Annotated in this window: 14 protein-coding genes and 1 pseudogene; 11 read left to right on the top strand and 4 right to left on the bottom strand. The window is 64.8% G+C overall.

Going from position 1 to position 13,714, the window contains the following annotated elements; all coding sequences use genetic code 11:
* Window positions 1–18: 18 nt before the first annotated feature.
* On the bottom strand, window positions 19–1,257 hold the full coding sequence (locus ACVJ19_RS15100; protein WP_453948438.1) for an MFS transporter: 1,239 nt from the start codon (window positions 1,255–1,257) through the stop codon (window positions 19–21).
* Window positions 1,258–1,498: 241 nt separating this feature from the next.
* Entirely contained in the window at window positions 1,499–2,746 is a 1,248-nt protein-coding gene (locus ACVJ19_RS15095) for an MFS transporter (RefSeq protein ID WP_453948439.1), read from the bottom strand.
* 215 nt (window positions 2,747–2,961) lie between these two features.
* On the opposite strand from ACVJ19_RS15095, the gene ACVJ19_RS15090 reads away from it, so the two are divergent.
* Window positions 2,962–5,031: a prolyl oligopeptidase family serine peptidase gene (locus ACVJ19_RS15090; RefSeq protein ID WP_453948441.1), complete on the top strand. Its 2,070-nt coding sequence runs from the start codon at window positions 2,962–2,964 to the stop codon at window positions 5,029–5,031.
* 184 nt (window positions 5,032–5,215) lie between these two features.
* Here the strand turns inward: ACVJ19_RS15090 and ACVJ19_RS15085 are convergent.
* Window positions 5,216–5,382: pseudogene (locus ACVJ19_RS15085) on the bottom strand (DUF938 domain-containing protein); the annotation flags it as partial.
* A gap of 118 nt (window positions 5,383–5,500) precedes the next feature.
* Between ACVJ19_RS15085 and ACVJ19_RS15080 the strand changes: the two are divergent.
* Window positions 5,501–6,307, top strand: coding sequence for an alpha/beta fold hydrolase (locus ACVJ19_RS15080; protein WP_453948442.1), 807 nt, complete (start codon window positions 5,501–5,503; stop codon window positions 6,305–6,307).
* A 175-nt stretch (window positions 6,308–6,482) separates the two neighbouring features.
* Here ACVJ19_RS15080 and ACVJ19_RS15075 read toward each other — a convergent pair whose 3' ends face one another.
* Window positions 6,483–7,157: a DUF938 domain-containing protein gene (locus ACVJ19_RS15075; protein ID WP_453948444.1), complete on the bottom strand. Its 675-nt coding sequence runs from the start codon at window positions 7,155–7,157 to the stop codon at window positions 6,483–6,485.
* Window positions 7,158–7,448: 291 nt separating this feature from the next.
* On the opposite strand from ACVJ19_RS15075, the gene soxX reads away from it, so the two are divergent.
* From soxX to ACVJ19_RS15030, 9 genes are all read left to right on the top strand, one after another.
* Window positions 7,449–7,802, top strand: a complete 354-nt coding sequence (gene soxX, locus ACVJ19_RS15070; protein WP_453948446.1) for a sulfur oxidation c-type cytochrome SoxX — start codon at window positions 7,449–7,451, stop codon at window positions 7,800–7,802.
* Window positions 7,803–7,827: 25 nt separating this feature from the next.
* Window positions 7,828–8,319 (top strand): thiosulfate oxidation carrier protein SoxY, encoded by a 492-nt coding sequence (gene soxY, locus ACVJ19_RS15065; RefSeq protein WP_453948448.1) that lies wholly within the window; start codon window positions 7,828–7,830, stop codon window positions 8,317–8,319.
* Window positions 8,320–8,334: 15 nt separating this feature from the next.
* Entirely contained in the window at window positions 8,335–8,646 is a 312-nt protein-coding gene (gene soxZ, locus ACVJ19_RS15060; protein ID WP_453948450.1) for a thiosulfate oxidation carrier complex protein SoxZ, read from the top strand.
* Window positions 8,646–9,509, top strand: coding sequence for a sulfur oxidation c-type cytochrome SoxA (soxA, locus tag ACVJ19_RS15055; protein ID WP_453948451.1), 864 nt, complete (start codon window positions 8,646–8,648; stop codon window positions 9,507–9,509). Before soxZ ends, soxA begins: the two co-directional genes overlap by 1 nt.
* The gene (locus ACVJ19_RS15050) at window positions 9,506–9,811 is read left to right on the top strand and encodes a hypothetical protein (protein WP_453948452.1); all 306 of its coding nucleotides are present in this window, start codon (window positions 9,506–9,508) and stop codon (window positions 9,809–9,811) included. Before soxA ends, ACVJ19_RS15050 begins: the two co-directional genes overlap by 4 nt.
* A 61-nt stretch (window positions 9,812–9,872) precedes the next feature.
* Entirely contained in the window at window positions 9,873–11,618 is a 1,746-nt protein-coding gene (soxB, locus tag ACVJ19_RS15045) for a thiosulfohydrolase SoxB (RefSeq protein ID WP_453948454.1), read from the top strand.
* 2 nt (window positions 11,619–11,620) lie between these two features.
* Entirely contained in the window at window positions 11,621–12,079 is a 459-nt protein-coding gene (locus ACVJ19_RS15040; protein WP_453948455.1) for a DsrE family protein, read from the top strand.
* Window positions 12,080–12,282: 203 nt separating this feature from the next.
* Entirely contained in the window at window positions 12,283–13,320 is a 1,038-nt protein-coding gene (locus tag ACVJ19_RS15035) for an MBL fold metallo-hydrolase (RefSeq protein ID WP_453948457.1), read from the top strand.
* Between the two features lie 74 nt (window positions 13,321–13,394).
* Window positions 13,395–13,562 (top strand): hypothetical protein, encoded by a 168-nt coding sequence (locus ACVJ19_RS15030; RefSeq protein WP_453948459.1) that lies wholly within the window; start codon window positions 13,395–13,397, stop codon window positions 13,560–13,562.
* Window positions 13,563–13,714 lie beyond the last annotated feature (152 nt).

Genomic DNA, 13,714 nt, shown 5'->3' with positions numbered 1-13,714 from the left:
CGCTTCGCTTTGCCCACCCTACGGGAGCTTCGCTCTTGGCTTCCCCCGCACCATGATCAGCGCCGCCGCCATCACCTCCAGCGCGATGCAGAGATAGAACGGCAGCACATAACCGCCGGACCAATCGCGCAAGGCCCCGACGACGCCGGGGCCGAACGCATAGGTCACCTGGTTGATCGCGGTGTTGAGGCTGATCAGCACGCCGAACGAAGCGCTGTCGAACTCCTGCTGCACGATCAGCGACGGCAGCGTGATGAGATTGCCGACCGAGAAGCCGAACACCGCGCAGGCCGCGATCAACGCATAATCGTTGTGCAGGTTGATGACGACGAGGAGCGCCGCGGCCTGGCTCAGGAACGAGATTGCGGAGGCCAGCCGCTGGTTGAGGCGGTCGATCACCAGCGAGAACATCACGCGGCCGACCACCGCCATCGCGGTCAGCACCGCGACGGCGACCGCCGCGCGCTCGCGGCCGATCACGGGATCGAGGAACGAGATCAGGTGCACGATGAAGCCGACCTGGGCGAACAGCACCAGCGCAAACGCAATGGTCACCGTGAGGAAGCCGACGTCGCGCAGCGCCCAGGCGCGGATCTCTGTCGACGATTGCGGTTTTGCCTTCGCCGCCGCCGTCCAGCCGTGAAGATCGGGCGGACGGCCGACGAGAAGCAGGATCACAGGCACGAGCAGCACCAGCATGGCACCAGCGGCGGCGTACATCGCGCTGGCGAAGCCGACATGGCCGATCAGCGTCACCAGCAACGGCACGCCGACGATGCCGCCGAAGCTCGCACCATTGAGCGCAAGGCTGATCGCCATGCCGCGCTTTTCGTCGAACCACAGGCTGATCGTGTTGGTGATCATGGCAAGACTGGTGCCGGCCCAGCCGAAGGCGAGCACGGCGTCCGCAAGATAAAGCTGCCAGGGCTCGCGCACCGCGCCGATCGCGACCGCGGCGGCCGACATCGCCAGCGTGCCGGCGATCAGGCTGAGCCGCGGGCCGTATTTTCGCACGGCTTCGCCGACGAAGACGACGAGCAGCGCGCCGAACAAATAGAAGAACGTCGTGCCGGATGAGATCAGCGAGGCCGGCCAGCCCCGCGCGCGCTGCAACTCGGCGACATAGACGCTCTGACCGTAGAAACCGAGCCCCCAGCCGAAGGTCGCGAGCAGGAAGCAGACCGCGACGATGCGCCAGCCTTCGTAGCGGAGTGAGGATTCGTCGACCGATGCGACGTGACGTGGCTTGTTGAGCATTTCTTTGCTCCTCACCGTCATTCCGGGGCGATGCGAAGCATCGAACCCGGAATCTCGAGATTCTCAGGTGCGCAACTGCGCACCATAGTTCACCCTTCGGGTGCCCCGGAATGACGGCAGAAATTGAAGGACGTTGATAGCCTGACGAGGCTGTCCATGATGAGCATCATGTAACAACCCGGCCGGCGAAAATCACTTCGATCTGGATCGAACTATCAACGCTGCTGACAGCCTCCCGCCATCATACCGCATCCGGGAACTCGCCCATGGCCGCCTCCAGCCGCGCCTTGCGGCGCCTCGCCCAGGAGACCAGCGAAAGCGCGGCAAGGCCGAGCACGACCGGCGGGAACACCACCATGTTCACCGCGGACCAGCCGTAATTGGCGAGCAATTGTCCGGAGGAGAATGAGCCGATCGCCATCATGCCGAACACCAGGAAATCGTTGAAGGCCTGCACCTTGTTGCGCTCCTGCGGCCGGTGCGTCTCCAGCACCAGCGCAGAGGCGCCGATGAAGGAGAAATTCCACCCCACACCCAGCACGATCAGCGTGGCCCAGAAGTGCATCGCAGTGAGGCCGGAGAGGCCGATGGTGGCGGCGCCCGCTTCCAGCAGCAATCCGGCGGCCACGATCTTCGGCGCCCCGAAGCGCGCGATCAGCGCGCCCGTAAAGAAGCTCGGCCCATACATGGCGACGATGTGCCATTGCAGGCCGAAATTGGAATCGGAGACGCTGAGGCCGCACAGCTTCATGGCGAGCGGCGCCGAGGTCATCACCAGGTTCATCATGGGATAGGCAATGACGCCGCACAATGCCGCCGCGATGAAACGCGGCTGGCTGACGATGGTCAGCAGCGGCCGGCCGCCGTGCAGATCGGCCGGGGCGGGCCTGGGCATGTCGACGCCGGCGACGATGCCCATCGCGATCAGCGCCACCGCGGCCTGCACCAGGAAGCTGAAGGCGAACAGATAGGGCTGCCAGACATCCATGGTCCATTGCACGAGCTGCGGACCGAGCACGCCGGCGAACACGCCGCCCGCCATCACCCAGGATACAGCTTTAGGCCGATACGCCGCGCTGGCGCCATCGGCGGCGGCGAAGCGATAGGACTGCGCCACCGCGCCGTAGAGGCCGCCGAGGAAGGTGGCCAGACAAAACAGCGCGAACGAGCCGTGCAGGATCGCGAACGAGCCGAGCAAGCCGGTGAGCGCACCGAGACCCGTGCCAATGATGAAGGCGGCGCGGCGCCCGAAGCGGCGCGAGATCGCGCCGGTCGGCAGCGTGCCGGCGGCGAGCCCCACCACATACATCGAGATCGGCACGGTCGCGAACGACATGTCGGGTGCGAGCGTGGCGCCGACGATCGCGCCGGTGGCGAAAATGACGGCCGAGTTGGCGCCGGTCAGCGCCTGCGCGGCGGCGAGGCGCACCACATTGGCACGCACGCGAGCATCGGCGGCGATCTCATTGACAGCAGTTACGTCCAGCATCGGCACTTCCGCCCCAAGGGGCTTTTGAGGCGTTTGAGGCTCTCGAGGGCCTTGTTGATTCCCGGCACTATGGAGGGGCGCGGAAGGGCGGGCAACCGGCGCAAACGGGCGCGGGCCATGCCTCTGACGCAATCGCTTGAATGATAGCGGAGCGCGCCCTTGACGGCTTGCGCTCGATCAAATCCTATCCGCCGCGATCTTACGGAGTTTCGTTCATGACCGTCGACGACAGGCCCACGCTCAGCGCTCCCGACGACGATCCCTGGCTGTGGCTGGAGGAGATCGAAGGCAGGCAGGCGCTCGATTTCGTGGAGCGGCAGAACAGCCTGACGCTGCAGGCGTTCGGCGGAGCGGCCTTCGAACGCGACCGCGACATTCTCGCAGGAATCTACGATCGTCCCGACAACATTCCCTATGTCAGCCGGCGCGGCACCGACCTGCACAATCTCTGGAAGGACGCCAGCAATCCGCGCGGCCTGTGGCGGCGAACGACGCTGGCGGAATTTCGCAAAGCCGATCCGGCGTGGGAGACCATGCTGGATATCGACCAGCTCGCGGCAAAGGAAGGCGAGGATTGGCTGCTGAGCGGGATCGCTACGATGCCCGGAGGCTCGCGCGCGATCCTGAGCCTGTCGCGCGGCGGCAGCGACGCCGTCACCCTGCGGGAGTTCGACCTCGACACCAGGAGCTTCGTTGCCGACGGCTTTACGCTGCCGGAGGCCAAGGGCGGCGTCGACTGGCTCGATGCCGACACGCTGCTGCTGTCGAGCGCTCATGGCGAGGGCATGGCGACGAGCTCGGGCTATGCGCGAACCGTACGGCTTTGGCGGCGCGGCCAACCGGTCGATCAGGCAGAGGCGATCATCGAGACCACCGCCGATCACATGATGATCTACGGCATGAGCGATGACACGGGATCTGCGCCGCGGGTCTGGATCGTCGACCAGATCGACTTCTTCAACCACGCGATCTGGCTGCGCGATGCGGCGGGCACCACGACGAAGCTCGATCTGCCGACCGGCATCTGGATGCAGGCACATGGCGACTGGTTTGCGATGAAGCTGCGCCGGGACTGGCAGGTCGAAGGCCGCACCTATGCCACCGACACCGTGCTCGGCATGTCGCTCTCCGCATTCCTGAGCGGACACCGCGATTTTGCGGTGCTGTTCGAGCCGGCACCGCGGCGCGCCCTGCAAGGTCTGTTCTGGGCCGCAGGAAAGCTGGTGCTATCGATCCTCGACGAGCTCAAACCGCAGTTCGAGATCTGCACGCCATCCGCCGCGGGCTGGGGTCGCGAGACACTCGGCGGCCTGCCGCAGATCGGCGTCGTCGACGTCTGGCCGCTCGATCGACATCCGTCCGAAAGCAACGGCGATCTGCTCGCCAACGTGCAGGACCCGCTCACGCCGCCCTCGCTGCTGCTGCTCGCGCGCGGCATCGCAAGTCCGACCGTGCTGAAGCAGGCGCCGAAGACGTTCGCCGCCGACGGCCTCGTGGTGACGCAGCACGAGGCGATCTCCGTTGACGGCGAGCGCATTCCCTATGTGCAGACCGGCCCCGCAAAGGAGACCGGCGATGCGCCGGTCCATATGAGCGCCTATGGCGGCTTCGCCCATGCGGTGAAGCCGTATTACAACGCCTCGCTCGGCAAGCTCTGGCTGGAGCGCGGCGGCACCACGGTGCAGGCGAATTTGCGCGGCGGCGGCGAGTTCGGCACGCGCTGGCACGATGCCGGCCGCCTCGCCGGCAAGAAGCTCTCGCATGACGATTTCGCGGCCGTGGCCGCCGACCTCGTCCGCCGTGGCGTGACGACCGCAAAACGCATCGCGGCGCAGGGCGGATCGAACGGCGGCATCCTCATCACCAACATGCTGGTGCGCTATCCCGAGCGCTTCGGCGCGCTGTTCTGCACCATCCCGCTGATCGACATGCGCCGTTACACAAAACTGCTCGCAGGCGCGAGCTGGATCGCGGAATATGGCGATCCTGACAAGGCGGAGGAATGGGAATGGCTGAAGTCCTACTCCGCCTATCACAACGTCAGGGCCGGCCAGCCCTATCCGCCGATCCTGATCGCGACGACGCGGCGTGACGACCGCGTCCACCCCGGCCATGCCCGCAAGATGGCGGCAAAGCTCCAGGCGATGGGCTATGAGGCCTGGTTCTACGAGCCGGCCGCAGGTGGCCACGGCTACGGCAAGGACAACTGGGAGCGCGCCGGTTTTGAGGTGCTCGGCTTCCGGTTCTTGAAGGACAAGATCGGGTGGAAGGACGGCGAGGGCTGACGGGCTCTTGAGTGAACGAGTACAAGCCCAGCAGGTGGTGCACCTCTCCCGCTTGCGGGAGAGGTCGACGCGCTCCAAGAGCGCGACGGGTGAGGGCTTTCTCCTCTAGGGGATGTCCCGTTGTTGAGACACCCTCTCCCCAACCCTCCCCCGCAGGCGGGAGGGAGCGCACTGCCATCGTGGCTTAGCGCTCAAACACCAGCGTAAGATTGTTGGCGGGCATCTCGATCGTATCGACGAGGCCAAGGCCTACCGCCTTTGCGAGCTTCTCGACGTCGCCGACATCCCGCACGCCCCAATCGGGTTGCCTTCGCGCAAGGAGGTGTCGAACACGGCGATACTTCGCTTGGTGCTGCCTCACTTTGAAGCGTGGCATTCACATGCCGCCCATGCAGACGATCGGGGTGCTTGGCGCGATCAATCCCTTCTACGCTGATCGGCAACGTCATCCGTTCTGGACATGCCATCAATGCAGTTCGTTTCGTCCGGTCGCGCCAGGCTCGCGACCGAAGTCGTGGGCGACGGCACCGCAATTGTCTTTCTCCATGCCAATGTGTGCGACCGGCGCATGTGGCGCGCCCAATTGGATGCAATCGGCGCCACCCACAAGGCGGTCGCCTATGACCGGCGCGGCTTCGGCGAAACGCGCGCCGAGCCGGAGGATTTTTCCGCCCTGTCGGACCTGATGGCGGTGCTGGAGGCGACCTCAGACGGCAAGCCCGCAATTCTCGTTGGCTGCTCCCTCGGCGGGCGCATCGCGCTCGACGCCGCCATCCGACACAAGTCGCGTGTTCGTGCCCTCGTTCTGATCGCTCCCAATGTCGCCGGTGCGCCCGATCCGACCTACACACCCGACATCGAGAAACTGATGGCGCAGTCGAAAGAGGCCGAGACGTCCGGCGACCTCGATCGCTTGAACGCGTTGAAGGCGCGCCTCCTGCTGGATGGAGCGCTGGCGGCAGAGGGGCGCGTCGCAGGGCCGGCGCGCGATCTATTCCTCGACATGAACGGCATCGCGCTTCGCTCGCCGCCGTTCGGATCGGATGTCGACATTCGACCCTTCTTCGACCGGCTCAGCGATGTCGCGGTGCCGACTCTCGTGGCTTGGGGCGACCTCGATTTCCCCTACGTTCAGGAACGCTGCCGACACGTCGCGGCGGTCGTGCCCGGCGCAGAGAAGCGTGAAATCTCGGGCGTGGCGCATCTCCCGAGCCTGGAGCGTCCGGCGGAAACGACGGCTCTCATTTCCGAATTCGTCGCCCGGCATGCGGGATGAGTTACCTCTCCCGCTTGCGGGAGAGGTCGACGCGCCCGAAGAGCGCGGCGGGTGAGGGCTCTATCCTCTTGGGGGGTCTCGCTTGCGGAAGCACCCTCTCCCCAACCCTCCCCCGCAGGCGGGGGAGGGCGCGCACCGCCGTTGCGGCGTGCACCTGGACTCAAGTCGGCAACGCTCAGCTTCGCGAAAACACCAGCGTCAGATTGTTCGCGGGCATCTCGATCGTCTCGACCAGGCGAAGGGCCGCGGCCTTCGCCAGCTTCTCGACATCAACGACGTCGCGGACGCCCCAGTCGGGATTGCCTTCGCGCAACGACGTGTCGAACACGGCGTTGCTGAGCGCAGTGTGCTTGCCGTCGCGCTTGAACGGGCCATAGAGGAACAGCTTGCCGTCGGCGCGCAAGTAGCGGCCGGCGCCGGCGAACAGGCCTTCGGCCACGGTCCACGGCGCGATGTGGATGACATTGGCGCAGAACACGGCGGCAAGGCTGGTCGGCCCCTGGCCGCTTTTCATCTCCGGGCACCAGTCGGGATCGGTGAGATCGATCCGCAGGGGCGAGCGGATGTTCTGCAGGCCCGAATGGATGCGCCAGGCCTCGATGCTCTTCACGTGCCGCTGGTTGAGGTCGCTCGGCCACCAGATCAGGCCGGGCGTATGCCGGGCGAAATGGACCACGTGCTGGCCGGTTCCGCTGCCGACCTCGACCACGTTGCCGGTCAGCCCAGTGAGATGCTTCTCCAGCGCCGCCCAGATCGGCTCGTGATTGCGATGAAAGGCGGGCGCATCGAGCCGGCCGTCGGGCTCGACCCGTCCGCCGTCCCTGCCAAATTCGACGACATAGTCAGCCAAGTGAGGTCCCCTTGAAAAAACGAGAACGCGTTGAAAACAGGATGAGCGTCCAAACGCCCCGGTAACAGCCGGCCCCCGCCCATTGCCCTTAAGTCTTGAGGACTCTTGAAGTCTCGAGGACTCTTGGGGGCCAAATCGACCGAACAAATAATCTCTTCAGTTGCAATGCGGAAGATATTAACTCCATTTTGCCGCGTGCATAGTCTTGATTGTCAGGGGCAGCCCTTTGTGCTTTTGAACGCTCCTATTTCCGCGATCGAGACCATCGCCATAACGCCTCGGAATGACACCTTGACCGCCCTTTTCCGGACGCCCGTCCTGTTCCTCCTGCTGGCCATCGCTGCCGGCCTCGCCAGCCCGGCGCGGGCACAATCCGCCGTGACCGAGGGCCAGAAGCTCGCCTTCGACCGCGGCAAGGGCAATTGCCTGACCTGCCATGTCATCAAGGGCGGCGACCTGCCGGGAACGATCGGACCGGAACTGAAGGACATCAAGTCAAAATACCCTGATCGCAACGAGCTGGTGGCGATCATCTTCGACGAGACCAAGCGCAATCCCCAGACCATGATGCCGCCCTTCGGCCGGAACCGGATTTTGACCGAACAGGAGATCAGCGCGATCGTTGATTTCCTGCAGACCCTGTAACGGCGAGCGGCCGAGGAGACCCGAGATGACCACGACCACCGGCCCTCATCCGACGCGGCGCCTGATCCTTCAGGGTGCGGCCTCCGTCGCGCTGCTCGGCCTCGGCAATCTGCCGTTCGCAGCCGCGCCCGCGCATGCGGCGGCGAACGACAAATATCCGGACGAGGCGTTCAAGCTGAAGAACGAGGCGGACGCGATCAAGGCGCTCTACGGCAAGACGGCCGAGCCGTCCGACAAGGTCAAGCTCGATGCGCCGGAGATCGCCGAGAACGGCGGCGTGGTGCCGATCTCGGTGACGACGACGCTCGACAAGGTGACCTCGATCTCGTTTTTCGTGGCCGAGAACCCGTTCGCGCTCGCAGCAAGCTACAGGATTCCGGACGGCACGCTGCCTGTTGTCGCCAACCGGCTGAAGATGGCGAAGACCACCAACGTGACCGCGCTCGTGGAAGCCGACGGCAAGCTCTACAGCGCGACCAAAGAGGTCAAGGTTACCGTCGGCGGTTGCGGCGGTTAAGCGAGGCAGTTCGACATGGCATCCAGCATTCGCGTGCGCGCAACATCCAACGGCGACATCACCGAGGTGCAGGCGCTGATCCAGCACCCCATGGACACCGGCCTCGTCAAGGATTCCAAGGGCGAGCTGATCCCCGCGCATTTCATCCAGCAGCTGAAGTTCGAATGTAACGGCAAGGACGTGTTCGTCGCCGATTGGGGCACCGCCGTCTCCAAGGACCCCTACGTCAAATTCAGCTTCAAGGGCGCCAAGAAGGGCGACGAGCTCAAGATCTCCTGGACCGACAACAAGGGTGGCTCGGACACGACCACCGCGAAGATCGCGTGATGAAGGCCCGCATCCACCTCCTGCTTGGTTCGCTCGGCGCCGCGCTGGTCGCGTTCGCTCTGACCTCTCCGCGCGTGATCGCGGCCGACAAGGTCGATCCCGTTGCCGATGCCAAGGCGTTCCAGAATTTCTTCTTCCAGAAGTTTCCGAACGTGAAGCACGAGGATTTCGTCAACGGTCCTTATTCCATGAACGAGGACATGAAGCGGCAGTGGCAGGAGAAGGAGGAATTCCCGCCTTACGAGTTTGCGCTCGACGCCGGCAAGGAGATGTTCTCGACCCCGTTCAAGAACGGCAAGACCTATGCCGACTGTTTCCCGAACGGCGGCATCGGCATCCGCCAGAACTATCCCTATTTCGACGAGAAGGAAGGCAAGGTCGTCACGCTGGAGCTCGCGCTCAACCGCTGCCGCGAGGCCAATGGCGAAGCGCCCTATTCCTACGTCAAGGACGAGATGGCCTCGCTCACCGCCTATATGGCGTTCACCTCGCGCGGCAAGCCGATGGACATCAAGATTCCCGATGATCCGCGCGCGCTCGCGGCGTTCGAGAACGGCAAGCGCTATTTCTACACGCGGCGCGGCCAGATGAACTTCTCCTGCGCGAGCTGCCACGTGCAGAGCCCAGGCGAGCGCATCCGCGCCGAGATCCTGGCGCCGGCGCTCGGGATTTTGAACGCGATGCCGATCTACCGCTCCGAATGGAGCGGCATGGGCACGACCAGCCGCCGCTTCGTCACCTGCAACAGCCAGACCCGCGCGGTTCCGCTGGAGCCGCAGGCGGATGAATATCGCGACGTCGAATATTTCCTCTCCTATGTCGCCAACGGCCTGCCGATCTCGGGCCCGGGAGCGCGGCCATGAAGCGGTCACTTGCTCTGGCCATACTGCTCGCCCTGAGCCTCGCGCCATCCGCGCGCGCGGCAAATGAGGCGGACTACAAGGCGGCCTATGCCGCCGCCGAGGCCGCCTCCAAGGAGGCAGCCGGCATGCGCAACCAGTGGACCGTGACCGTATCTGCGCTGGCGGCTGCCAAGAGGGCCGCAGACGGCGGCGATTTCGACCGCGCGCTGGCCGCAGCCAAGGAAGCCGAAGCCCTGGCGAAGGCGTCGATCTTCCAGGCGACGTCCGAAAAAGAAGCCTGGAAGGCGATGGAAATCCGCTAGACTGGGCCTATTGGAACTGTCGGACCGTCGTTGAAGGGGCGCGGAGAATTCGAGATTCGAGATGGCCATCCGCCGCCGCGATTTCCTGAAGGCTGCAGGCCTTGCCGCCGTATCGCTCAGCCTGCCCCGGCTTGCACGCGGCACCGAGACCGCGAGCATCTACGAGCTCGAACGGTTCGGCAATGCGCGGATCCTGCACATCACTGACGCGCATGCACAGCTCAATCCGGTCTATTTCCGCGAGCCGAGCGTCAATATCGGCATCGGCGAGATGGCGGGACGGCCGCCGCACCTGGTCGGGCGCGCCTTCCTCGAGCGATTTGGAATCCGCCCCGACAGCGCCGATGCCTATGCCTTCACCTGCTTCGAGTTCGAGAAGTCCGCGGGCCGCTTCGGCAAGCTCGGCGGCTTCGCCCATCTGAAGACCCTGGTCGACCGCCTGCGCGGCGATGTCGGCGACAAAGACTCCCTGCTCGTGGACGGCGGCGACCTCTGGCAGGGCACCGGGCTTGCCAACGTCATGCAGGGCCGCGACATGGTCGAGGTCGCCAATCTGCTCGGCATCGAAGCGATGACCGGGCATTGGGAATTCACCTATGGCGAGCAGGCGCTGCGCGACAATCTCGAACGCTTCAAGGGCGAGTTCCTGGCGCAGAACGTGTTCCTGACCGAGGAAGCCGCGTTCAACGACGCCCGCGCCTTCGACCCCGCGACCGGGCGCGTGTTCAAGCCCTCCGTCATCAAGGAGCTCGGCGGTCATCGCGTCGCGATCGTCGGTCAGGCCTTTCCGTACGTTCCGATCGCGCATCCAAAACGCTTCACGCCGGACTGGACCTTCGGCATCCGCGAGGAGGAGCTGCAGAAGCATGTCGACGCCTTGCGCGGCACCGACAAGGTCGATGCCGTCATCCTGCTGTCGCACAACGGCATGGACGTCGATCTCAAGCTCGCCAGCCGCGTCACCGGCATCGACGTCATCCTCGGCGGCCATACCCATGATGCCGTGCCGCAGCCGATTGCCGTGAAGAACGCTGGCGGTACGACGCTCGTCACCAATGCCGGCTCCAACGGGAAATTCCTGGGCGTGCTCGATCTCGCGCTCGACAAGGGCAAGGTGGGCGACGTCAGATATCGCCTGTTGCCGGTCTATTCGGAGCTTCTGAAACCCGATCCGGCGATGGCCGAGCTGATCGGGCGGGTCCGTGCGCCGCACGTCTCCGACTGGTCGGAGAAGATCGCCACACCCGACCGCCTGCTCTATCGCCGCGGCAATTTCACCGGCCCCATGGATGAACTGATCTGCGCCGCGCTGCGCACCGAGCTCGATGCCGAGATCGCGTTGTCGCCGGGCTTCCGCTGGGGCGTCACCGCGCTGTCGGGCCAGGCGTTGACCATGGAGGATCTGCTGGCGGAAACCGCGATCACCTATCCCGAGACCTATGTGCAGGAGATGACCGGCGCAGAGATCAAGACCGTGCTGGAAGACGTCTGCGACAATCTCTTCAACGCCGATCCCTATTACCAGCAGGGCGGCGACATGGTGCGCGCCGGCGGGCTCAGCTACACCTGCACGCCGGCGGATGCGATCGGCAGCCGCATCTCGGAGCTGAAGCTCAATGGCGGCAAGGCGATCAGCGCCAGCCATCGCTACAAGGTCGCGGGCTGGGCCTCGGTCAACGGCCGGCAGGGCGCACCGGTGTGGGAGGTCGTCGGCAAATATCTGCGCTCGGGCCGAATGCTTCAGGAGCGGCTCAGCACCGGCATCGCGCTGAAGGGCGTCGACGGCAATCCGGGCATAGCGGGATAGGGATGATGCGGTTGCAGGCGTTTCGCGCGATGCTGCTGGCGCTGCTAGGCTGGGCCGCGATGCTGCCGGCGTTGGCGCAGCAGGTGCCGCTTCAGGACAAGCCATTCGCCGAGCACAAGATCGTGCTGCAGCTCTCCGACGGCGATGCGAAGAAGCAGGCGCTGGTGCTGAGCGTCGCCAACAATCTGCTGAAGGCCTACGATCCCGACAAGGTCGCGATCGAGGTGGTGGCGTTCGGTCCCGGCATCGACTTGTTGCTGTCAGGCAGCGAGCGCCGCAAGCAGGTCGAAAGCCTGATCGCCCAGGGCGTACGCTTCGACATCTGCCTCAACACGGTCGACACGCTCGAGCGCGAGACGGGCAAGCGGCCGGAGTTCATCCCGGGGGCGACGCCGGTGCAGGTGGGGGTCGGGCAGATCCTGTTCCTGGCGGAGAACGGGTACACGGTAGTGCGGCCGTAGGCTCCGCCGTCATTCCGGGGCGGCTCGCAGAGCCGAACCCGGAATCTCGAGATTCCGGGTTCGATGCTGCGCATCGCCCCGGAATGACAGCTGGCACCGCAATAAAAATCTTCCAAATATTACCATCCACACAGTGAATTGCTTCTCTTTCCGACCCGGAACATAGTAGAATCTTGGAAGCCAGTTCCAAGCCGGGTCCTGCCATGATCTTTCGCCAGCTCTTCGACAGCGTTTCGGGCACCTACAGCTACGTCCTCGCCAGCCGCCCCGGCGGCGAGGCGCTGATCCTCGATCCCGTGCTGGAGAAGGTCGACCGCTATTGCCAGCTGCTGCGCGAGCTCGACCTCAAGCTGGTGAAAGCGGTCGACACCCATCTGCATGCCGACCACGTCACCGGGCTCGGCGAGCTGCGCGACCGCACTCATTGCATGACCGTGATGGGCGACCAGACCAAGGCCGACGTGGTGGCGATGCGGGTCGCCGACGGCGACAAGGTGACGATCGAGGGCCTGTCGCTCGACGTGATGTACACGCCGGGCCATACCGACGATTCCTATTCCTACCTGATGGGCGACCGCGTCTTCACCGGCGACACGCTGCTGATCCGCGGCACCGGCCGCACCGATTTCCAGAACGGCTCGGCGCGCGCGCAATACGAATCGATCTTCAACCGCCTCTTGAAGCTGCCGGACGAGACGATGGTGTTTCCGGCCCACGACTACAAAGGCGACACCGTCTCCACCATCGGCGAGGAGAAGCGCTACAATCCGCGGCTCCAGGTGCGCTCGGTCGACGAATATATCGAGCTGATGGGCAATTTGAAGCTGCCCAATCCGAAGATGATGGACGTGGCGATCCCCGCCAACATGCATGTCGGACTGCATCAGGAGGAGCTGGAGAAAGAGGGCCGCGTGCTCAGCGCGGTCGAGGCGATCCGCACGCTCGGACGGCCCGACATCCTGCTGGTGGATCTGCGCGAGACCAATGAGCGGATGAAGCACGGCATGCTCGAAGGCGCGCTGCACACGCCCTATCCCTCGGTCGAGGAGAGCCTGAAGCCCGGCGGCATGCTGCGCGAGGTCGCGGCCGCGACGGGGCGCCGCGTGGTGTTCTTCTGCGCCTTCGGCGAGCGCTCGGCGATGGCGGTTGCGGCTGCAAAGGAAGCTGGCCTTCTCAACACCGCCCATATCGCCGGCGGCATCGATGCCTGGAAGAAGGCGGGCGGGCCGGTCGTGCACTGACGGTCGCTTTGCCCCCTTGAGATAAGTCAGGCGGCGGATAGATTCGGATGCAGCATCACCATCCGGGACCAGCTATGGCCAAAACCGGGAATACGACCACCAAGCCGAGCGGGCCGCCGAAGACGGCCGACGACAAGGCAAAGAAGCCGCCACCGCGCGACATCGACGACGACGATTACGAGGACGGCGACATCGCAACGCCGAAGCGTGATCGGTATGGCCCGGATGACGAGCCGTTGTGAGGGGCTCGGCTCTGGCCATGCTCTCAGCCGTCGTCCTGGCGAAAGCCAGGACCCATACCGCGTGATCTCTCGATTGTGACCGGTCGCAGTACCGGACGACGATCCTCCGCCAAACGGTTCCCTGGGGTAATGGGTCCTGGCTTTCGCCAGGA

This window comes from Bradyrhizobium sp. USDA 376, from assembly GCF_054063675.1.
The sequence above is the reverse complement of the archived record's forward strand: the minus strand, read 5'-3'. Positions and strand labels throughout refer to the sequence as shown.